The organism is Streptomyces spiroverticillatus (assembly GCA_014650415.1).
Classification (GTDB): Bacteria; Actinomycetota; Actinomycetes; order Streptomycetales; family Streptomycetaceae; genus Streptomyces; species Streptomyces spiroverticillatus.
Map to the genome: position 1 here is coordinate 212793 of BMUX01000014.1, position 21018 is coordinate 233810.

Below are 21018 nucleotides of genomic sequence, written 5' to 3' on the forward strand. Positions count from 1 at the left end.
AAGGGCCCGCTTCAGTGCACCGCGCCCGGCGAGGAGCCGCCCGCGACCGTGAGCCGTGGTGTGCCTGTGCCGTCGGCGGGGGTCGCCCAGATGTCGCTGCGACGGCCGTCACTGCCCGGCAGGGCGTAGGCGAGGGTGGTGTCGTCCAGCCAGGCGGCCTGGTCGTCGACGCTGCGGGTCTCGGCCACCGGGTGCTCGCGCAGGTCGGCCAGGTTCAGGACGTACAGCCGCCAGGGGGACTTGGGGTCGTCGGAGACCTTCTTCTTGAACGCGATCCGGGTGTTGTCCGGCGACAGGGACGGGCATTCGACGTTGGTGCGCAGTGCCTTTGCCGACCAGCGGCGCAGGTCGCCCTCGACGAGGTGGGTGCGGCCCTTGGAGGAGACGGTGGCGTAGAAGCGGTTGTCGTCGCGCGCGAAGGTCACGCCCCAGTAGTTGACGTCGGGGGCGTGGTAGCGGGCCCCGTCAATGGTCAGCGGGATGTCCTCGATCGACTTGACCAGGTCGCCGGTGCGCAGGTTCAGGATGGCCGTGCGGGTGGAGAAGGCCGAGGTGGCGTACGAGTCGCCGGTGGCGAACGTCGTCCAGGACAGCACCTGCCCGGAGGCGGAGACGCGGGCCCGGTTGGGGATGCCGGCCACCGCCACCCGGCGGATCTCCTTCAGCCGCCGGTCGAGCACGACGGCCTGGGTGCGGGCGGGCACCCCGGGCAGTTTGCGCAGGCACAGGGCCCGCTCCCCGGCCGCGTAGAACCGGTCGCAGGAGGGGCCGCCGGTCAGCCGTGGCGTACGCCCGCCGGGCTGACGGGCGATGCGTCCGGTGGCCTCGTCCCGGAAGTACAGGCCGGGTTCGGCGAGGGTGAACGAGGCGTCGGCGGCCACCTGTTGGGGCGGCTGGTCCCGCTGCCGTGCGTGGAGTACGTATCCGAGCGAGCCGCCGCCGAGCAGCAGCACGGCGGCGACGACGAGGACGAGGCGGAGCGTGCGGCTGCGGACCTTCATGACGCCTCCGTGGCGGACGAGGAGGGGGACGGGACGCCGTCCTTCGGGGCAGCGGGAGGCAGGACGCGCCAGGCGGCGGCCAGCGCCCCGGCCAGAACGAGGGCGGCTGCCCAGAGCGCGGCATCCTGGCCCCAGAACGTCCAGGCCGCCCCGAACCCGGCAGCGCCGACGAGCCGGGCCAGGGCCTGGCCGGTCTGCAGGATCGCGAACCCGCTCGCCCGGCCGTGCGCGGGCAGCACCGGTCCGGCGAGCGCCATGAGCACGCCGTCGGTGGCGGCGTAGAAGATGCCGAGGAGTACGAGGACGGCCGCGAGGGTCGCCCACGACACCGGGGCGAGCAGCACGGTGTACGCGCCGAGGAGGGCGGCGTGCCCGAGCAGGAAGGGCAGCCGGCGTCCCGTCCGGTCGGCGATCCGCCCCACGGGCACGGCGAGCACCAGGTACCCGGCGGCGGCGCCGAGCGGCAGCAGGGGGAACAGCGCGGGCGAAAGGTCGAGGCCGCGCTGGAGCAGGAGGTAGAGGAAGGCGTCGCCGATGGTGGCGGCACCGAGGACGGCGGCCGCGCACAGGATGCGGCGGAAGGCGGGGTCGCGCAGCGGGCGGTGCCGGGGCAACTCCGGGCGGGCGACGGGCGCCGAAGTGGTGCGCACCGGGGCCGAGTTGGGGACGTACAGGAGAAGGAGCAGGACACCGAGCAGGCCGGTGCAGAAGCTCACGACGAACACCGCGTCGTAGGCGTCGGCCGTCGCCCACAGCACGGCGAAGGCGACGAGCGGGCCGAGCAGTGCGCCCGTGGTGTCCATCGCCCGGTGCACGCCGAAGGAGCGGCCGAGGGTTTCCGGCGGGCTGCTCAGCGAGATGAGGGCGTCGCGCGGTGCGGTGCGGATGCCCTTGCCGAGGCGGTCGGCGGCGAGGGCTGCGGCGATTCCCCCGGCGGCGCCGCCCGCGAGGAGCAGGCCGAGCCGGGAGAGCGCCGAGAGGAGGTAGCCCGCGCCCGCGACGCGTTTGTGCCCGCCGCCGCGGTCGGCGAGGCGTCCGCCGAGGAGCCGTACGAGGGCGGTGGCTCCGTTGAACAGGCCGTCCAGAAAACCGAATTGGAGGGGTGAGAGGCCGAGTCCGAGGACCAGGTAGAGCGGCAGCACCGCGGTGACCATCTCCGAGGAGACGTCGGTGACGAGGCTGACCGCGCCGAGCGCGATGACGGTGCCGGGGACCCGCCGCCGCACCCCCGAGGGGTGCGGCGACGTGTCCGGGCGGCCGTTGGTGGCCAGGTACATCAGTGGCAGCTGTACTTCGGGCTGGTGTCCTTCACCTGTCCGTCGGTGTCGACGTAGGTCCAGCTGTAGCCGTTGTCCGTGAAGTCCATCTTGAGGACGCCGTAGGGTCCGCTGATGCGCTTCTGGCTGTTGGGCTGGATCTCTTCGATGGGGTAGGGCTCGGCGCCGCCCATGCCGCCGACGATCTCGACGATGCCGTCGGACACGGCCTTGCCGTCGGCGTTCTGCGGGGCGAACCGCTCGTAGTGGTGGTCGTGGCCGCCGAGGACGAGGTCGGCCTTGGCGCCGTACAGGAGCTTCCACACCGGCTTGGAGACGGGCTGGTTGCCGTGTCCGCCGGAGGAGTAGAGCGGGTGGTGGAAGTAGGCGGCGATGCACTTCTTGCTGTTGGCCGCGAGGTCGGCCTTGAGCCAGTTGATCTGCTCGGTCTTGTCGAAGGAGTTGGAGTCGAGGGCGATGAAGTGCCAGTTGCCCTCGTTGTAGCTGTAGTAGCTCTTGCCCTGCGGGTAGGCGATGGAGCCGAAGTAGGACTTGTACCCGGCGAGAGGCCCGGCCGGGTCGTAGGTCTCGTGGTTGCCGGGGATCGGGCGGGTCTTGTCCTTGAAGACGCCCCAGGACTTGTCGTAGTACTTCTTGAAGTCGGCGAGCAGGGCGTCGTCGTACTGGTTGTCGCCCATGGTCAGGTAGAACTTCGGGTTGATCTGCTGGGCGAGCTTCGCGGTCTTGGGGTGGGCGCACTTGCTGTCGGATGCGGTGCACTGGGCGGCGATGTCACCGGCCGCGACCACGGTGAAGGCCCCGGTGGGCGGCTGGCCGCCGTCGGGGACGCCGTACACCTCGGCCTCGAAGAGCGAGTAGCCGTACGAGGTACCGCGCGCGGTGCCGTACACGCGCAGGTACCGGCCCTTGCCGGACAGGCCGGTGAGGTCGTCGGTGCCGCCGTTGCCGGCGGTCTCCTGGGCGATCGGCGTCCAGGTCGTACCGTCGTCCGAGACTTCGACGCGGTACGCCTTGGCGTAGGCGTCCTCCCAGGTCAGCTTGACGCGGGAGACGGCGGTGGAGGTGCCGAGGTCGACCCGGAGCCACTGCGGGTCCTTGCCCTCGGCGCTGGCCCAGCGGGTGGCGGGGTCGCCGTCGAAGGCCTTCTCCGCACCGTAGGAGGAGGACTCGACGGAGGAGGCGGTGGCGGGTTTGCCGGCCGAGACGATCGGGTCGGCGGCGGCTTCGGCCCCTGAGGACGAGGTGAGCAGAAGCCCGCCGACGAGGGCGAACACGGCGGTGAGGGTGAGGAGGGGGGTGCGGTGTCCGCGGGGGGATGTGGGGAGGTGGGCTGAGACGTTCAGGCGCATACCTGGATTCCCTGAGGTGGGGGTGGCGAGAGCTGGATAGTCGTACTGGTCGCCGCGCCCACTGCGGAGGGGACGGCGGGACGGCGGCCGGGTCAGAGCTCTCGCTGAGCGCGTCATGCCCGTCGGAACGCGGGCACCGCGCCAAGCCGCCGTCAGGTGCGGGGTGGGGCAGTTGCGGTGATTCTTACCCGGGCCTCAACCGGCCCTGGTCATGCAGGACATGACGGTCAGTCAGGCGCGGATCTTGCTCCGTATCCAGACGCCCGCTTCCTTGAGGACCGAGGTGCCCGTCCACTTGTCGTCGGCGTCGCAGACGCCCTTCTTGAAGACGGCGCCCGAGCGGTGGTCGTCGGAGTAGTTCCAGTTGACCCAGGAGATCTTCTTGCGCTTCATGAGGTCGAGGTACTTCTGCGCCATCGCGAAGTCGTTCGCGTCCTCGCCCTTGTAGTTCTGGGTGCCGAACTCCGTGACGAACACGGGGAGCTTGTCGGAGGCGCGGTCGAGGGCGTTCAGGTACTCCTCGCGGTGCGAGGCCGCGTAGAAGTGGAACGTGTACATGATGTTGGAGGCCCGTACGGGGTTGTTCACCACCTCGGACTCGTCCGCGTCCTCGGAGACGCCGAAGGACGACCAGGCGCGGGTCCCCACCAGGACCACCGAGTCGGGATCCTGGGCGCGGATGACCGGGATGATCTGCTCCGCGTACGACTTGACGCGGGACCAGCTGACCCCGGACGGCTCGTTGGCTATCTCGTAGAGCACGCCGGGGTGGTCCTTGTACTTCTTCGCCATGGCGGTGAAGAAGGTCTTGGCGCGGCTCAGGTTGTAGTGCGGGTCGCCCGGCTCCAGCATGTGCCAGTCGATGATCGCGTACATGCCCTTGGCGAGGGCCATGTCGACGAACTTCTGGGCGCGGGCGGTGAACTTGGCGGGGTCGTCCTCGTACCCCTCGTCCTGGACGTACGTGGAAACGCGCAGGACATCGGCCCGCCAGTCGGTGGCGAGCGCGTCGATGGACTTCTTGGTGACGCACTGGGGGAACCACTGGGTGCCGTGGGTGCTCATCCCGTTGAGCTGGACGGCCTGGCCGTCGGCGTCACAGAGCTGGGTGCCGCAGACCTTGAGGGGGCCGTTGATCGACTTCACCCCGCGGGGCGCGGGGTCGGAACCGGCCGCTGTGGCCGGGGTGGTGGCGCTGAGCGAGAGCAGTAGGGCCGCGAGGGAACCGGCAGCCATGGGCATGACAGATCTGCGTGATCGTTGCATCACGAGCTCCAGGTGTGGGGTGGGCTTGCGCTCCTGGCGTGAAAGTTAAGGGGCCCCACAGGGGGCGTCAAGAGTGTTGGTAAACCTTCCTAACGATTAAGCGGAAGGGCAGGGGTACCTCGCGTGAACGGTCGGGGGCACGGGGGTTGCGTTGCATGGCGGCCGCGGCCAGCCGTGCTGCACTCCCGACCTGGCACCCACACACAGTCTCTCAACGTTGAAATACTTGACGTTGAGTGAGCTGAAGTGATTTTATCTCAACGTTAAAACTCTTAAGACTGAACGAGAGGAGCCCGCGATGTCGCACCCCGACCACCTCCGCTACCCCGAGCCCCGCTACCAGGGCGAAACTGGCGAGGTAAGCGCCTCCTTCCGCAGCGCGGACACCCCGCCGGACCTCACCTCGCCCCGCGGGGACACCTACCGCTACCTCGCCACCCACGGCTCGACCGGCGGCGAGTACGGCCTGTACCAGGTCGACCTGGCGGCACGGGCCGCGGGCGCCAAGACCCACTTCCACAAGGCCATGTCGGAATCCTTCTACGTCCTGTCCGGAGAACTGGCGCTGTTCAACGGCGAGAAGTGGGTGACAGGCCGCACCGGAGACTTCCTCTACGTACCGCCGGGCGGCCTGCACGCATTCAAGAACGTGACCGACGAACCCACCTCGATGCTCATGCTCTTCGCCCCGGGCGCCCCGCGCGAGCAGTTCTTCGAGCAAGTCGCAGAGATGTCACAGCGCGGCGGCGAGGAACTCAAGCAGTTCCGTGTACGGCACGACAGCTATTTCGAGGAGGACTTCCCGGCATAACCGCACGGGACCCGACTGCCCCCCCTCGGCCCGTCACACGGCAAAGTCCCAGCGCTCGATCGGCACATCTATGGAGTCGGCGGCCTCAGAAAGCTGTGCCGGTGTCGCTGCGGGGGTCGCCGACGGGGATTCGCGATTCGTAAAGACCGGCGCGGGCCAGGCGGCGCCAGGGGCGGGCATCGCGGAGGGCCGTGACGATGTCCTCGGCCTGCGCGTCGAGGTCGAGGTCTGCGATCACCAGCGCAGGATGTCCGTCCGAAGGACAGCGCGCCAGCCACCGTCCGCCGGGGGCCACGATCCCGGACGGCACGATGGCGCTGAACTGCGCCGGGACGGAGTAGCCGAGCCAGTAGTTGTAGAGCGTTCCGTATGCCTGGGCGACGCGGGCCCGGGGCGCGTCGTCAACCATGACCGAGAGCAGGACGCAGTCGACGTCCAGACGCTCGTACTCGGCGAATACTTCCGGGAAGTTGACCTCGACACACAGGGCGAAGCCGAACCGGAGACCGTCCACGACAACGAGGGGACGCCGGCCCGGGGAGTAGAGGAAGGAGACTTCGGTGTGCGAGAGGAACCGCTTGTCGTACCGGGCGACCATCTGGCCACGATCGGAAACCACGTAGAGGCTGTTGTGCGGCCGGTACGGCGAGGTGAGCGGGTGGACTGATCCGAACACCGTCCACAGGCCGAACTCTCCTGCGAGCACGGCGATCGACTCTGCCTCCTCGCGCAGGACATCCCACGCGACACGACTCCAGTCGGCCGGGACCAGGTTGCCATCCGGCCCGGCCGCCATCACGTGCTTACTGGGATACGTCGATGACCACCGTCTCGTGTCAGTCGCCCCCAGTTGAGTCACCCCTGTCCGGGACAGGTCCCGGACAGGGGGCGGAGGTTCGGTTCCGTCGGGGACAGCGATGGGACCGACAGGCGCGTGATTGCAGCATTGGGATCGGGCCACTCCCTCCGCTCGGCTGACCTCTCGGCCTCAGCGGGCACGGCCCGTGGCGCAAGTAGCCACGCGCCCCCTGCGGCGCACGGTCGTGCGGGGACGATTCCGAACGAGAATGAGCAAACGTGAAGAGAGCAAACCGCGGCCCTGTCCGGCGTGCCGTCGCATTCGGGCTGACCGGGTTCCTGCCGGTGGTGGGCCTGACGGCGCCCGCGTACGCCACACCTGCCGCTGAGGATCAATCCGCCGGACGGCAGGAGCCGCCAACGGGGCGGCCCTGCTGTTCAGCGGTCGGTGTGAGCACCCGGTGGCCGTGCTCCTGAGACAGGAGCACGGCCACCGGCGCGAGAAAGAACAGCGAGCGGCAGGTCACAGCACCAACATGTCACGTACTTGCGGCGGATTCGCCGTTCGGTTCGGGCCGGAGCCTGCCACCCCACACCCGCTGCCACACCACTCCCCCCGTCGCCCTAGGGTGAGCCGGTGACCACCAACAAGGCGCAGGCCAACCTGCTCGACGTCATCACCGCCGGTCGTCAACTCCCGGACGACTGCAGCCAGTGGGCGCTGATCAGCGTCACCCCCGACCTGCGCCCCTTCGGATCCACGCAGGCCCTGCCGTGGCCCGGTTCCTGGGCCGTCGCGCCGGAACCCGAGCCGGACACGAGGGACCACTCGCTGGACTGCGAGGAGTGCTGTGCGGACTGCTGCTCCAACGAGGACTGCACCGCGAACGACGACCCCGAGCCCCCGGGTTTCGAGGTCGCCCGGTCGTGGCAAGGGCTGACCCCCCATCGCGGGCCCGGCGGCTACAGGATGGGCACGCCGCCTTTCGCCCTGCTGCTGATCGCCCACAGTGACGCGGACCTGCTGGGGCCGTACGACGACTTCTGGGCGGTGGGCCGGGTCGGCCGTCTTTTCAGCGTCGACGTGATCGACGGCATCCGCCTCATCCGAGAACACGGGGCCGGGGCTGACCTGAGCAACGCGTTCCTGCCGGGCGCCCGGCTCAACCACACCGATCTGACGGGTGCGAACCTGCGTGGCACGGAACTGAGCAACGCCACCCTCTACTACACGGACTTCACCGGAGCCGACATGTACCGCGCCGGCCTCGACCACACGAGCCTGAGCAACGCCCAGTTGGCGGGAGTGGATCTGAGCTGGTCACGGCTGGACCATGCCGACCTGAGCGACGCGAACCTCCGGGGAGCGAACCTGCACCGCGCCACTCTCCGGTACTCCCGCCTCACGAACACCGATCTGCGCGGTGCGAGCCTGACGGACGTGGACTTCACCGGCATCGACCTCACCACAACGTATCTCGAGGGCGCCCGCGCCTACAGCAGCACCGTCTGGCCGACCGGCTTCGACCCACGGGCCGCGGGCGTCGTCGTGTCCTGAGCTTGTTCTTCAAGGTCTGAGCCTGGCGGGTCCTTCGGGGAAGCGGTGTCGGTCTCCCGTACTACAGTCCGGTTCGTGATCGATGCTGCCCGCCGCACTGCTGCGGATGACGATGCGCTTCTGGACAGGCTGCACGCCCTCGCGTGGGACGGGGCGGGCGTGGTGCCCTCTCCTGGCTGTCTTCCGGACGAGCCCTTTCCGCCACTCGCGATGGCCGAAGTCGAGCGCGTGGAACGGAAGCTCGGGTATCGACTGCCCTCGTTGCTCCGGCGCATCTACACCGAAATCGGTGACGGGGGGTTCGGGCCGGAAGGCGGCCTCGCGTCGCTGACGCCGCGCCGCATTCCGCACTGGAGCGTTGCGGACTGGCCTTGCGCGACAACCATCCATGCCGAGCGCCTGGGGCGGGGGCCGGCGGCATCGTGGTTCTTCTTGACGGGCGGCGGCTGCACCATGGAGTGGTACGTCTCGCTGATAGCGGTCGATCACCCGGTCCTGCTCTGGGACGCTGATGGCTGGGAGCCGGGCTGGGGCCAGGACCCTCACGACGGGCTGCGGTACGCGGCGCCGTCGTTGCGCCAGTGGCTGTGGACCTGGGCGGACGGAGGCAATGTGTGGGACGAGGTGCTGGCACAACCCGAGCAGCCGCTGAGCATCTGAGCTGCGCAAAGGTGCCGTGCCCGATCGGCGAGTCGTGCACCGTCACTCATCTGGGTACTTGACCGGGCAGGCGGACGGCCCCCGCAGGATCATGCGTTTCGCCACAGAACTGCTATTCCGCAAAGGCCTCAGGGGCGAGTTCACTGCAACACGATGCCGGTCGAGACACGTTGGGCTTCGCGTCACACGTCCGGGAGGACTTGTTCGACTGCTTGACCGCGCGCGGTGATGAGCTGTTTGAGCTGGTGGACGCGTTGCTGTGTGCGGACGGTCCGGTGAGAACGCCAGTGGACCTGACGCTGATGGCCGAACACCGGCGGGGGGCACGACGCCCTGTACGACGCATTGAACAACGGGACGATCGACGTGCCACGGCTGCGGCAGGTACTGGCCGACCTGCCCATGCCGCACGCCGCCGAGGGGTGCCTGGTCCTCGCGGTCGACGTGAACATCTGGCTCCGCCCCGGCGCGCCGACCTGCGCGGAGCGTCTGTTCTGTCAAGAACGGGTCGGGAACGTCACCCGGCACCGTTACGAGGAGATCGTCAGCCGGGCAAAGGAACTGGTCGCGCAGGTCGCCCGGGCCCAGTTCTCGCTGGGGAACATCGCGCTGGAGATCGAGCCGGTGCGTGCCGTGGGCGGGCGCTACACCGCCAACCGGTGGCAGGCGGAGCGGCGCCGGGAGGGTGTGTCGTTCACGGTGCACCGGACCCTGGCCTCGGTGGCAGACGAGGCGGAGCGGAGGGCGGCAGTGCAGGACGCGCCGTTCAACCCGCGCACCGGCGGGCGGCAGTGGACGCCGGACGGGGCGAAGCGGGTGGTCGGGAAGCGGGTCGACCAGCCGGCGACGGGGGACGAGCAGGTCTCGGCGGTCGCCGAGCCCACTCCGTCTCCTGCTTCAAGAACACCTGCTCGTCCCCGACCTGGACTGAGTCCGCCCGTCCCGCTACGCGGCCGACGGTGACCGGGCGTCGTCGGCGAGCCTGATGAGCGCCAGCGCGGAGCGGTACTTCTCGGCGGAGTAGCCCAAGGGCCGGTCCCCCGTCCCCTCCGTCTCCTCGTACAGCTCCCGCTGTGTCTCTGCGTAGGACCGGAGGACGGACCGAGCCCGGCCCGTCGTCACGTCCAGCGCGGCCGCCACCTCGTTCCAGGTGGCACCCCAGTTCATGGCGTCGTACACGAACCAGGAGCGGTCCCGGAGGAGCATGCGGTGCATGCTCTCGCCCAGGGCGAGGACCGCGAGCGCGTCGTCCGCGGTGGCGGTCTCTCCGGGGTGGCAGCCGGAGGGCAGATGCCGGTCCATCAGGCGGTGGTGGTGCGCGAAGTACTTCTCGGCCAGCCACGGCAGCAGGACACCGTACCCCACGTCGTCCGGCCTGCGGATCACCCGGGCCATCCACTCCTCGTGCGAGCGGGGCGAGTCGACGGGGACGGCGGAGGGCTGCGACCGCGCCGGTTCCGAGGGGGTACGTGTCCCACCCGTCCGCGCGCCGAGCGCGGCCGTGTCGTCCGGCGGCGGGACGCCATCACGAGAGGCTCTCCGCGTGGCGGACCGGACCAGAAGGGCCACCACGGCCAGCGCCCCCAGGTGCGCCCCGGCTCCCGCGAGCAGGAACCACCAGGGTGACCCGCCCCGGTCCGCCGCGTCGAGGCCGAGCCCCACGGACGCCACCAACGCCACGACCAGGCCGATCCACGGCAGCAGGACCATCGCCACCGCCCACGTCCTGGCCGGCTGTTCGACGTTGACGCACACCCAGAGCGCGATCAGGTTGACCAGGAACCCGCAGCCCGCGAGGACGGCCACCACGCCCAGGTAGAGCATCGGCCACTCCTCCGACGCGCAGGAACCACCGCTCGCGTACTGCATGAGTGCGTTCATGGGCTCCCCGCCGTCCGGTCCGCTCAACTACCACCGCCGACGGTACGAGGAGTTCGGCGTCCCGCCCTGAGCATGCGCACTCAGCCGGACCCGGTCCGCTACTCAACCCGCCCGCCCGCGCGCCCGCGCGCCCCAGGACCGTCAGTGGTGGTGCCCAGCAGAGTGGTCCGAGCAGGCGCGCGACGTCCGCCGACCCGTCGCGGGAGCCGTTGTCGACGACGATCGCGCGCCGGCCGGGCGGGATGCGCTCCAGCACCCAGGGCAGTGCCGCCGCCTCGTCGAGGCAGGGCAGCACGACGTCGACGGAGCCGCTGCGAGGCGGGCTCTCGACCGTAGAGGCATGGGGATCGTTCACGGCTTCACCGTACGAATCCACAGCCCCCGAAAGGGCCCGGGAGACCTTACGAAACACGGACGTCGAGCCGCCCGGGCGCGCGCGGGAGTCCGCCCGGGGCCTCCGGGTGGGAGGCTTGAGGGCATGCAGAACGCACCGCGAGACCCGGCCGGAACGCAGCGGGTGCTGGTCGTGGACGACGACCCGACCGTCGCCGAGGTGGTCACGGGTTACCTGGAGCGCGCCGGTTTCACCGTGGCCGTGGCCGCCGACGGGCCCGGCGCACTCGACGCGGCCCGCCGGAACTGGCCCGACCTGGTGGTCCTCGACCTGATGCTGCCCGGCATGGACGGCCTTCAGGTCTGCCGCACGCTCCGGGCCACCGGCCCCGTACCCGTGATCATGCTGACCGCGCGCAGCGGCGAGGAGGAACGCATCCTCGGCCTCGAAGTCGGCGCCGACGACTACGTGACGAAGCCGTTCAGCCCGCGCGAACTCGTGCTGCGGGTCGCCTCGGTGCTGCGCCGGGCCGCCGTCGCACCGCAGCCCGGACCTCCACTGCGGTCCTCGGGGCTCGAAGTCGACGCGGCGGCCCGGCGCGCCGCCAAGGACGGGGTCGAACTCGCCCTCACCCTGCGGGAGTTCGACCTGCTGGTGCACTTCCTGCGGCATCCCGGGCAGGTCCGCAGCCGGGAGGAGCTGATGCAGGAGGTCTGGGGCTGGGAGTTCGGCGACCTCTCCACCGTCACCGTCCACGTGCGGCGGCTGCGGAGCAAGATCGAGGACGATCCCGCCCGGCCCCGCCTCATCCAGACCGTCTGGGGCGCCGGGTACCGCTTCGACCCGTCGGCCGACGACTGAGCGACCCGTCCGGCCCTAGCCACTGGGGAACCGCCCCGAGCCACCGCGAACGGAGGACTGACGACCGTTGCAAGACATCCTGCTGATCGCCCTGTACGCCTTCCTGGGCGCGGCCCTTGCCGGACTGCTGGGCCACGGCGTCCTGCACCTGCTGCGCCGCCGCTCGATCGCCGTGTCGCTCGGTGTCGTCGCCGCCGTCGCGGTCATCGCGATGCTGGCGGGCACGCTCGCCGTGGCTCAGGCGATGTTCCTGTCCGACCACGACCTGTACGTGGTCACCCTGGTCGTCGCCGTGGCCGCCGTCGTGTCCCTGGTCACCGCGCTGCTGCTCGGCCGGCGACTGGTCGTCGGCACGCAGCGGCTGGCCCTGGCCGCGCGGGAGTTCGGTGACGGCGGCACCTTCGCCGCACCCTCGGACCCCGTACCCGCCGAACTGGCGGCGCTCAGCGGTGAGTTGGCCTCGACCAGCGCCCGGCTGGCCGCGTCCCGGCAGCGCGAACGCGCCCTGGAGGCGTCCCGCCGCGAACTGGTCGCCTGGATCTCGCACGACCTGCGCACCCCGCTGGCCGGACTGCGCGCCATGTCCGAGGCCCTGGAGGACGGAGTGGCGCCCGACACCGCCCGCTACCACCGGCAGATCCGCACCGAGGTCGACCGGCTCAACACCATGGTCGGCGACCTCTTCGAGCTCTCCCGCATCCACGCCGGGGCACTCGCCCTCGTACCGGCCCGCATGTCGACCCACGACCTCGTCGGCGACGTGCTCGACGGGGCCGACCCGCTGGCCAGGGAGCACGGCGTCCGCCTGGTCGGGGACCGGGTGGCGGCGGTGCCGGTGGAGGTGGACGGCAAGGAGATGACCAGGGTCCTGGTCAACCTCCTGGTCAACGCGATCCGCCACACGCCCCCCGACGGCACGGTGGCGGTGGCCGCCGAGCAGCGGGCGGACTGTGTGGTGCTGTCCGTCACCGACGGGTGCGGCGGCATTCCGGCCGAGGACCTGTCGCGCGTGTTCGACACCGGCTGGCGCGGCTCCGAAGCCCGTACGCCTCCGGCGGGGGCGGGCCTCGGGCTGGCCATCGTGCGCGGGATCGTGGAGGCGCACGCGGGCCGCGCGGAGGTGCGCAACGTGCCGGGCGGCTGCTGCTTCGAGGTCATCCTCCCGACGACTGCCACGTAACGGGATACGGACCACATTCCGTTACGCTGCGGCAGCCCCGCAACGGGGAACGGACCGCGCCTGCTGCGACAGGCGCACGACCCTACCCTCCGCCCCAGTCCCCGCCCCAGTCCCCGTGCAGCCCGCTGCGGGCGAACGGGCCTTCATCAGGGGCGGAAAGCTGTTCATCGTGAGTACGCGTACTCATGCACAGCACGGCCCGGCCCGGCACCCTGCCGCTATGACGAACGCCCCTGCGAAGCCGAATCCCTGGCGTCCCTGGTCACGCCCAATCCGTTGGGGAGTGGACCTTGCCTTCGCGCTTCCCCTGTTCCTGCTGGGCACCGCCTGGCTCGTGCTGGACTGGGTGTTCGGCCTTCGGCATGGAAGCGTGGGCAGCACAAGGCGACCAGGTCCGGATCGACGCGGCTGACCTCGCGCACAGAGGCCGGGTGCAGGTGTTGTTGATCGCCGCACTCGTCATCGCGGCGCTCGCGGGCGCTTTCCGTGCCCGCTGCACAGTGGTCGCACATCTCCTGGTGGCTCTCCTGGCCGGCGGAGTGCTGGTGATCACCCAACACCAGTGGGAGAGCAGCCACACCCCGCCCGGGTGCATCCGCTATGCCCCGAACTGTTGAGACAGCCGGTTCGGCTGGGGGTGCCGTCGCACAACAGCGCTGTCTTGTCGGACTTCGCAGTCGTCGGTGTCAGCCCCGGGCCCTCCGCGATGCGCGCCGCCGTGTCGGCGGGCCTCGGTCGGCGAAGGCACCGGGGCGCCGTCGCCGTCGCCGTACAGGAACCGTTTCTGGGGCAGTCTGACGGACTCCCCGTGACGGCGTGGTGTGGCCGGAACGGGTGGAGGCAAGGCGATTACCGGTTGCGTCGCGGGCTGGGTTGGAGGAGCTGGTCGACGGGGGCGAAGTCGTCGGTGAGTGGTTGGGCGTCGCCGATCCAGGAGGTGAGGGCGGCACCCGTGGTGATCCTCCAGCCCGTTTGCCGGGTGTCGAGTGCTTTCTGGGTCGCGCGGAGGTCGATGGGGCGGTGGGAGTCGGAGGCGAGCGCCACGAAGTTGCCCCCGGTTCGGGTGCTGGTCGAGTCGGTGCCGATGTCGGCGGGCTTGCCGATGAGGGCGACGTGCTGGAACGTCTTGCGGAGGGTGGCTACTTCGGCTCGGGCGAAGGCCAGGTCGCCGTGGTCGATGAGGTTGGCGACGTAGAGACCGTCCGGGGTCAGTACGCGCCGTACGTCGGCCATCGCTTCGACCGTGGTGAGGTGCCAGGGCACGCTGACTCCTCCGTAGGCGTCGCCGACGATGAGGTCACGGCTGCCCGGGTCCAGTCGGCGAAGGCCCAGCCTGGCGTCCTCGACGCGTACTTCGGTACGAGGATCCGGCCTCCCGAGCCGGGTGCGGTCGACGTGCACGACCCCGCTGTCGATTTCGGACACCACATTGCGTGTCCCGGGCCGTGTGGCGGCGAGGTAGCGGGGAAACGTGAGCCCGCCGCCGCCCAGATGGTGGACGGTGAGGGGCCTGCGCGGGGGAAAGGCGGCGTCAACTGCTGACGCGATCGCCCGTACGTAGGTGAATTCCAGGTGGGTGGGGTCGGCGAGGTCGACGTAGGAGTGCCGAATGCCGTCCAGGACGAGGGTGCGGCCGCTGTCGCGGTCGGGGTCCGCGACGACTCGTACGCAGTGGTAGCGGGTCTCCGTGTCGCAGTCATCGGGCACGACCGTGGTCACCAGTCCCCCGGCGACGACCGTGAGGGCCAGGGCTGGAGTACCGGTCCAGCCCCGCGTGCGCCACCCGACCAGCGCCGAGCCGAGCAGCAACAGCGCTCCGAGGCCGATCAGGATCCCGCTGACGGGCCATCGGGACACGAACACGAAGCCGGTGAGAACGGTGCCGACGATGGAGCCGGCGGTGCCAACGCCGGACAGGCGGCCGACCACTGTTCCGGTCTCGGCGAGGCTGGTGAGGCGCAGCTTGGTCACGAGGGGTGTCACCGCGGCGAGCAGCGCGCCCGGCACGAGGATGGTCAGCGCCGCGAGCAGAAGGAGCAGCACCGGCGCCCACTCGGCAGCGGCGCGCAGCGCGGCGGGCGTGAACGCCACGACCGCGCCCGACACCCCGAGCGCGGGAGCGATGAGGAGGCGTGGTTCGATCCGGTCGGCGAGGAGCCCGCCCAGCCAGGAGCCGAGGGCGATGGCGGTGAGGGCGATCCCGATCACCATCGTGCTGGTCTCCAGGGTGAGACCGAGGTACGGGGCCAGGAGTCTCAGGGCGACGATCTCGACCACCAGGACCGCGGCCGCGGAGCCGAACACGAGCGCGGCGGCCGTGCGGGGTCCCAGAGCGGGGGTGCGGGGCGTGCTCTTCGCGGAGGGCGGGGAGGGCGGGCTCGTCACGGGCGAGGTCCATTTCCGTTGGCAGGCAGGCAAGTTGGCGCTCCCGGAGGCGGGTGCTGTGCCCGCCTCCGGTCGTCGCTCACCAGCCTCCCAGCGGGTACGACGTCACGAACCCCGAATGCCGACAGCGGCCGGCACCTTCACCTTCACTCCGTTCGGGTGTGGCGCAGGAGGACTACTCGGGAGTCGAAGGTGCGGGTTTCCGCGAGGGTGAGGTGGATGCGCTGTTGAGGGGTGCGGAAGACCGGTGTGCCGCCGCCGAGCACGACCGGGTGGACGAAGATCTGGTACTCGCCGATCAGGCCGTGTTCGGTGAGGTGGGCGGCGAGCGAGGAGCCGCCGAACAGCAGCAGGCGGGCGCCGCTGTTCTTCAGGGCGGTGAGTTCCTTGATGACGTCGGTGTTGATGACGCGGGTGTTCCAGTCCGCTTTTTCCAGGGTGGTGGAGACCACGACTTTGCGGTGGGCCCGCCAGACCGGGGCGAAGGCCAAGTCGTGGTCGTGGGTGGAGTGTTCCTCGGCGTGCGGCCAGTAGCCGGACATGATGTCCAAGACTTTGCGGCCGTAGAGGAAGATGTCGGCTTCCGCGGTGAGGGCCTGGGAGTAGGCGGAGAGTTCGGTGTCCATGACGGGCCAGTCGAACTCGAGTTCACCCATGCCTCCCTTGACGGCTAACACCAGTAGCCGTAATTTGACGCCCCAAGGCTAACAGCGTTAGCCACGTTGATCATTCGAGAAGTGAAAGGGCTGCGGTGGGCGCTGCCATAGCCGAATCCACAAACACTTTCCCGACAAGGCCGTCCACGGCTTTGGCCCAGGCAGCCTTCATCTCCCTGCCTTTGCTCCTGCTCCAGATCGCCACACTCGGCGCCACGCTCACACGCCTGCCCTGAACGCTCGCTCGACCGGACGAGCACATGGACAAGGGGCACCGGCAGGAAGGCGCCCGGCGCATGCCTCGCGAGCAGTCCCCTTCACCAAGCCCACTACGGAGCGACCATGGATCTCGCGTACCTGCCCAGCCCATCGACCGGGGTGTGGCACCTCGGCCCGGTGCCGTTGAGGGCGTACGCCTTCTGCATCATCCTCGGCGTGTTCTTAGCCGTCTGGCTCGGCAACCGGCGCTGGGTCGCACGGGGCGGCAAGCAGGGCGTCATCGCGGACGTCACCCTCTGGGCAGTGCCGTTCGGCCTCGTCGGCGGACGGCTCTACCACGTACTCACCAGCCCCGACGCGTACTTCGGCGACCACGGCGAGCCGATCCGGGCCCTGTACATGTGGGAGGGCGGGCTCGGCATCTGGGGTGCCATCGCCCTGGGCGGCCTCGGCGCGTGGATCGGCTGCCGCCGCCACCGCATCCCCTTCCCCGCCTTCGCGGACACCGTCGCCCCGGGCATCGTGCTGGCCCAGGCGATCGGCCGCTTCGGCAACTGGTTCAACCAGGAACTCTACGGCCGCCCCACCACTCTCCCCTGGGGCCTGGAAATCGACCGCACACACCGCCCGCCCGGCCTGCTCGACACCGCGACCTACCACCCCACCTTCCTCTACGAGGCCCTCTGGAACCTCGCCGTCGCCGCACTCGTCCTCTGGGCAGCAAAGAGGTTCCCGCTCGGCCACGGCAGGACCTTCGCCCTGTACGTCGCCGCCTACACCGTCGGCCGGTTCTGGACCGAGTACCTGCGCATCGACGAATCCCACACCTTCCTCGGACTGCGCCTGAACAACTGGACCTCCGCCCTGGTCTTCCTCGGTGCCGTCGCCTGCCTCGTCGTATCGGCCCGCCGCCACCCCGGCATCGAGGACGTGGCGCAGCCCCAGCACGAGGGCGGAACCGGGAGAGGCGACAAGTCTCGTAACGCCATGACGACTTCAAACGTCGACATGTCCACCAACACCCCGGCCAGGGCGAATGCCGACTGACGGCCTGAACGAATTCACTCCAGGTGAGCCCCAACCACTCAGCGCCCCACCTCAAGCCGGATTTCGGCCACCGTCTCCCCGCAAGGAGTGTGAACGCATGACATCCCCAACGCACCTCAGGGCCAACCGGAGTTCGGCCTCGGGCCCGGTCCGTGGCGCTTGGGCCGTGCTCGCCGTGTTTCTGCTGGCGTGGACCGTGTTGGAGATGGTCAACCACGGCGGCGGGACGATTCCGCTGGGCATTGCGGGCTTCATCGCTCCCTGTCTGACACGGTTCTTCGGACCGGCGGGGCCGCACGAACCCGGGCAGCTTCCACGCGGCAGGGTACCCGCCTACAATCTCGTCCACCGGCCGATCGGCCCAGTTCTGGTGCTCGTCGTCGTCCCCTTCCTGCCGGGCGACGGGCCTGGTGCCAACGTCGGGCTCTTCACCTTCGGGCTTGCCTGGCTGCTGCACATCGCCGCTGATCGGGCGCTCGGGCACGGACTACGCACCGCCGACGGCCGGCAGCGCTGAGCGTCGGCATCCGCACCACGGGTACGAGAGCAGCGGTGCCGCACCCCCCTGCGCGCCTTGCCGGAGGACCCCGGCTTCCGTTGGTACCGCAGGCCGACGTCGTCCGGCCCGGCGAACGGGGCTGTCCACGACAGGCTCCGGCACCGTCATCACACCAGCCCCACCAAGAGCGCTCCACGAGGTGATCTGAGGCTTGGCCGTCTTTCAACTCCCGCTCAGTGGCGACTCCCATGCGGGGTCATGTCGGGATCTGTTCGTGAGGTGGGCGATGTGGTCAGACGATGCGGGCGGCCCGTTCGGGGCGGTCGAGGAGGGACTTTCCGTACGTCTCGTTGGCGACCGCCGGGGAGGCGTTCACGTGACGGGCGGCCATGTTCACGTCGCGCCAGATCCGCTGGAAGGGGCTGGAGTCGGCGAAGCCGCCCGCGCCGTGCGCCGTGGCCAACTGGGTGACGGCGTCGACGACTTCCACCACAGCCCGGCACACCAGAGCCCGCATGCGGGCCCGGTCCCCGAAGCCCGGGCCCTTGCCGCTCCCGGCCGCCGCGTCGAGTTCGTCGGCGACGCGCAGGGCGAGGGCCTCTGCGGTGTCGATGCGTACGGCAGCCTCCGCGACCTGCTGCTGGAAGGCGACCGACTCCGCCTGGGTGGCGTAGTGGGTGCCCAGGACCGGCTTGGCCGGTGCGTGCTCCAGGACGTGGGCGAGGGCGGCGCGGCCCATCCCGAGCTGCGGGGCGATCTGGGCCAGCAGGAGGTAGGGCATCAACGGCGCCCCGGCATCCTGGTCGAGCGGGCCGACCAACTCCCGTACAGGAACAACCCGGTCATGCGGCAGGAAGAGGTCGGCCGCCGTGGCGGTGGCGCTCGCGGTGCCGCGCATGCCCAGCACGTGCCAGTTGTCCTCGAAGGCCAGGCCGTCGCCGGGGATCGCGCACAGGGCCTGGTCGACGGGGCGACCCGCGTCGTCTGTGGTCATCGCGCCCAGCATGACGTGGGTGGAGAGCGGGCCGCCGGAGTTGTACGGCCAGCGGCCGGTGACCCGCCACCCGCCGGGGACCGGCCGGGCCTGGGCGCTCGGTGAGAGGACCCCGGTGATCCTGGCCTCCGGGCCCGCGAGGAGAGCGCTGCGCGCGGGCTCCGGGAACTGTGCGGCCAGCCAGATACCGACGGTGATGTGCGAGGTCACCCAGGCCGCCGACCCGTCGCCCTCGGCGAGCGCGGCCACCACCTCGACCAAGGTGCGGGCGCCGGTCTCCAGCCCGCCGTAGCGTTCCGGCAGCCAGAGCCGGAACATCCCCGCCTCGGACAGAGCCTTCACGACCGGCTCGGTGAGCTGCCGTGCGGCCTCGCACTCAGGTGCCCGCTCGCGCAGCAACGGGCGCAGCGCGAGGGCCCGTTGCAGCGCGTCGGCGCTCTTGATCACGGTCTCGGATGCTGCAACGCTGGCGTTCATCCGCCCACGATGCGCCCTGTCATGATCGACGTCAATTGTGCAAGGAGCCCGCCCCATGGGAACCCCACAGGGCCTGCCCCGCCCCCTGGACTTCGCCCGAGTGCGGCCACCGGCGGCCGTCGCGGAGCGCTACCACGCGCACGGGACCTGACGCGGTACGACCGTGGCGGACGACCTGCGCGCCCTGGCCGCCGCCGATCCGGACCGGCCCGCGTTCGTCACCGGCAGGGGAGGGAAGACGCTGACGCTCTCGTACGGTGAACTCGACCGCCACATCGACCGGTTCGCCTCCGCCCTGCGCAGCCTGGAGCCGCGCCCGCGCGCGGTGGCGTACCAACTGCCGGACTGGTGGGAGACGGTCGCCCTGACCCTGGCCTGCCTGCGCTCCGGGATCGTGGCCGTGCCTCTGCTGGCGGGTCTGGGTGAACGGGAACTGCGCAACGCGCTGGCCCTGACGGGAGCCGACACCCTCATCACGCTCGGCGGCCCGCGCGCCGAGACCGCGGCGAAGGCTGCCGAGGGACTTCCTGCGGGCAGCCGGCGTGTGGTCTACGCGGAAACCCCCGAGCCGGGGGCACTCGACTTCGCCGGGCTGTTCCTGACAGCGGAGCCCGAGCCGGAGCCGGAGCCCGTCACGATGGCGGTGGACCCGGACCGTGTCTCCCTCGTCCTGTTCACCTCCGGCACGACCGGGAGGGCGAAGGCCGCGCTGCACACCGCCAACACTCTGTACGCGGGCGGCCGCGCGCTCGTCGGGGCGGTCGGCGGCGGGCACCGGGTCAGTGCCACCGCCCAGACCGTCAGCCACATCGGCGGCCTGGGTTTCGGGGTGCTCGCCCCGCTGGTCTCCGGCGGGACCGGCGTCTTCCAGGACACCCCCACCGATCACGCCGCCTTCCTCGAACTCCTCGACAGCGCCGGGGTCGAGTACGTCGTCGCCGTCCCGGTCCGGCTGAACGTCCTCGTGGCAGAGATCCGGCAGGGGGCCGCGGCCCCGCGCGCCCTGCGCGACATCCTGACCGGTGCCACGGCGCCCCCGCCGGCGCTCATCAAGGAGGCGGAGGCGGCCTTCCCCGGTGTCCGCGTGCGGTCGGCGTTCGCGGCCACCGAGATCTGCACCCTCTCCATGGTCCCTGCTGACGCTCCCTCGGGAACCTCCGCGCACAGCGACGGCATGCCCGTCTCCGGCGTCGAGATCGCCCCCGCCGACAGCCCCGACGAGGTGCAGCCCCTGCGCGTGCGCGGACCCTCCGTCTGCCTGGCCACCGGGGACGCCGACGGGCTGCGCCTGACCTGGGAGCACGACGACGGCTGGTACTCCACCGGCGACCTGATCCGCCGCCTGCCGGACGGCTCGGTACGGTTCATGAGCCGTACCGCCGAACGGGTCGGCGGCAGCTTCCTCGTCCCCGTACGCGACGTGGAAGCCGTCCTCGACGAGCACCCCTCCGTCGACGAGGCCGTCCTCGTCGGCGTACCCGACGACCTGGGCAACGAACAGGTCTGCGCCGTCGTCACCCCGGGCAGCACCACCCCCACCCTCGACGAACTGCGCGCCCACCTCACCGGCCGTGGCGTCACCGACTGGTTCCAGCCCACTCTTCTGTACGTCGTCGATGCCATCCCCCGCGACCACCTGGGCAAGCCCCGCCGCGGCGAACTGCGCGATCGCTGCACCGCTTAGAGGACGCGCGGATAGGTTACGGGCGGCGGGCAGGCCGCGTATCCCAGCGGAAGATCACCCACGCTTCGCGAATCAGGCGCC

19 protein-coding genes and 2 pseudogenes are annotated in these 21018 nt (G+C 70.5%); 11 read left to right on the top strand and 10 right to left on the bottom strand.

Translation table 11 applies throughout. From position 1 onward, the window contains the following. Window positions 1-11: 11 nt before the first annotated feature. The 4 genes from IE269_RS31190 to IE269_RS31205 all read right to left on the bottom strand — a co-directional run bounded on the left by IE269_RS31190 (window position 12) and on the right by IE269_RS31205 (window position 4863). Window positions 12-1001, bottom strand: a complete 990-nt coding sequence (locus IE269_RS31190) for a TolB family protein (protein ID WP_189826568.1) — start codon at window positions 999-1001, stop codon at window positions 12-14. After that, the gene (locus IE269_RS31195) at window positions 998-2278 is read right to left on the bottom strand and encodes an MFS transporter (protein ID WP_189826569.1); all 1281 of its coding nucleotides are present in this window, start codon (window positions 2276-2278) and stop codon (window positions 998-1000) included. Before IE269_RS31195 ends, IE269_RS31190 begins: the two co-directional genes overlap by 4 nt. Then, on the bottom strand, window positions 2278-3627 hold the full coding sequence (locus IE269_RS31200; RefSeq protein ID WP_189826570.1) for a discoidin domain-containing protein: 1350 nt from the start codon (window positions 3625-3627) through the stop codon (window positions 2278-2280). The genes IE269_RS31195 and IE269_RS31200 overlap by 1 nt, the downstream gene beginning before the upstream one ends. Window positions 3628-3858: 231 nt before the next feature. Then, window positions 3859-4863, bottom strand: coding sequence for a glycoside hydrolase family 5 protein (locus IE269_RS31205; protein WP_318299670.1), 1005 nt, complete (start codon window positions 4861-4863; stop codon window positions 3859-3861). Between the two features lie 328 nt (window positions 4864-5191). On the opposite strand from IE269_RS31205, the gene IE269_RS31210 reads away from it, so the two are divergent. Continuing rightward, the gene (locus tag IE269_RS31210; RefSeq protein ID WP_189826572.1) at window positions 5192-5704 is read left to right on the top strand and encodes a cupin domain-containing protein; all 513 of its coding nucleotides are present in this window, start codon (window positions 5192-5194) and stop codon (window positions 5702-5704) included. A gap of 85 nt (window positions 5705-5789) precedes the next feature. Here IE269_RS31210 and IE269_RS31215 read toward each other — a convergent pair whose 3' ends face one another. Beyond that, the gene (locus tag IE269_RS31215) at window positions 5790-6500 is read right to left on the bottom strand and encodes a carbon-nitrogen hydrolase family protein (RefSeq protein WP_189826573.1); all 711 of its coding nucleotides are present in this window, start codon (window positions 6498-6500) and stop codon (window positions 5790-5792) included. 639 nt (window positions 6501-7139) lie between these two features. Between IE269_RS31215 and IE269_RS31220 the strand changes: the two genes are divergently transcribed. The 4 genes and pseudogenes from IE269_RS31220 (at window position 7140) to IE269_RS43410 (ending at window position 9683) form a co-directional block, all read left to right on the top strand. Further along, window positions 7140-8060 (top strand): pentapeptide repeat-containing protein, encoded by a 921-nt coding sequence (locus IE269_RS31220; protein ID WP_189826574.1) that lies wholly within the window; start codon window positions 7140-7142, stop codon window positions 8058-8060. 75 nt (window positions 8061-8135) lie between these two features. After that, the gene (locus IE269_RS31225; protein WP_189826575.1) at window positions 8136-8720 is read left to right on the top strand and encodes a hypothetical protein; all 585 of its coding nucleotides are present in this window, start codon (window positions 8136-8138) and stop codon (window positions 8718-8720) included. 143 nt (window positions 8721-8863) lie between these two features. Beyond that, a pseudogene (locus IE269_RS31230) lies at window positions 8864-9218 on the top strand (transposase); the annotation flags it as partial. After that, window positions 9210-9683, top strand: coding sequence for a DUF6192 family protein (locus tag IE269_RS43410; RefSeq protein WP_474200929.1), 474 nt, complete (start codon window positions 9210-9212; stop codon window positions 9681-9683). The pseudogene IE269_RS31230 and the gene IE269_RS43410, both read left to right, overlap by 9 nt. Here IE269_RS43410 and IE269_RS31235 read toward each other — a convergent pair. Then, window positions 9666-10601: a hypothetical protein gene (locus IE269_RS31235; protein ID WP_189826576.1), complete on the bottom strand. Its 936-nt coding sequence runs from the start codon at window positions 10599-10601 to the stop codon at window positions 9666-9668. The two genes, IE269_RS43410 and IE269_RS31235, sit on opposite strands and share 18 nt — an antisense overlap. Before the next feature lie 165 nt (window positions 10602-10766). Continuing rightward, a pseudogene (locus IE269_RS43415) lies at window positions 10767-10956 on the bottom strand (hypothetical protein); the annotation flags it as partial. 123 nt (window positions 10957-11079) lie between these two features. Between IE269_RS43415 and IE269_RS31240 the strand changes: the two are divergent. From IE269_RS31240 to IE269_RS31250, 3 genes are all read left to right on the top strand, one after another. Then, a complete protein-coding gene (locus tag IE269_RS31240; RefSeq protein WP_189826577.1) occupies window positions 11080-11796 on the top strand; it encodes a response regulator transcription factor in 717 nt (238 codons plus the stop codon). A 67-nt stretch (window positions 11797-11863) separates the two neighbouring features. Further along, complete coding sequence (locus IE269_RS31245; protein WP_189826578.1) at window positions 11864-12976, top strand: sensor histidine kinase; 1113 nt, start codon at window positions 11864-11866, stop codon at window positions 12974-12976. 362 nt (window positions 12977-13338) lie between these two features. Beyond that, entirely contained in the window at window positions 13339-13593 is a 255-nt protein-coding gene (locus IE269_RS31250; protein ID WP_318299671.1) for a DUF6234 family protein, read from the top strand. A gap of 232 nt (window positions 13594-13825) precedes the next feature. Here the strand turns inward: IE269_RS31250 and IE269_RS31255 are convergent, their stop codons facing one another. Further along, on the bottom strand, window positions 13826-15361 hold the full coding sequence (locus tag IE269_RS31255) for a fused MFS/spermidine synthase (RefSeq protein ID WP_189826579.1): 1536 nt from the start codon (window positions 15359-15361) through the stop codon (window positions 13826-13828). Window positions 15362-15507: 146 nt separating this feature from the next. Further along, window positions 15508-16017 (bottom strand): dihydrofolate reductase family protein, encoded by a 510-nt coding sequence (locus IE269_RS31260; protein WP_189826580.1) that lies wholly within the window; start codon window positions 16015-16017, stop codon window positions 15508-15510. 342 nt (window positions 16018-16359) lie between these two features. Here IE269_RS31260 and lgt point away from each other — a divergent pair, with 342 nt between their 5' ends. Then, window positions 16360-17283 (top strand): prolipoprotein diacylglyceryl transferase, encoded by a 924-nt coding sequence (lgt, locus tag IE269_RS31265; RefSeq protein ID WP_189826581.1) that lies wholly within the window; start codon window positions 16360-16362, stop codon window positions 17281-17283. Window positions 17284-17449: 166 nt separating this feature from the next. Next, window positions 17450-17800 carry a DUF4260 family protein gene (locus tag IE269_RS31270; RefSeq protein WP_318299672.1) on the top strand — a complete coding sequence of 117 codons (351 nt, stop codon included), beginning with the start codon at window positions 17450-17452 and terminating at the stop codon, window positions 17798-17800. A 274-nt stretch (window positions 17801-18074) separates the two neighbouring features. Here the strand turns inward: IE269_RS31270 and IE269_RS31275 are convergent, their stop codons facing one another. Then, the gene (locus tag IE269_RS31275; RefSeq protein ID WP_189826583.1) at window positions 18075-19253 is read right to left on the bottom strand and encodes an acyl-CoA dehydrogenase family protein; all 1179 of its coding nucleotides are present in this window, start codon (window positions 19251-19253) and stop codon (window positions 18075-18077) included. 163 nt (window positions 19254-19416) lie between these two features. On the opposite strand from IE269_RS31275, the gene IE269_RS31280 reads away from it, so the two are divergent. Next, window positions 19417-20937 (top strand): class I adenylate-forming enzyme family protein, encoded by a 1521-nt coding sequence (locus IE269_RS31280; RefSeq protein WP_189826584.1) that lies wholly within the window; start codon window positions 19417-19419, stop codon window positions 20935-20937. Window positions 20938-21018: the final 81 nt, after the last annotated feature.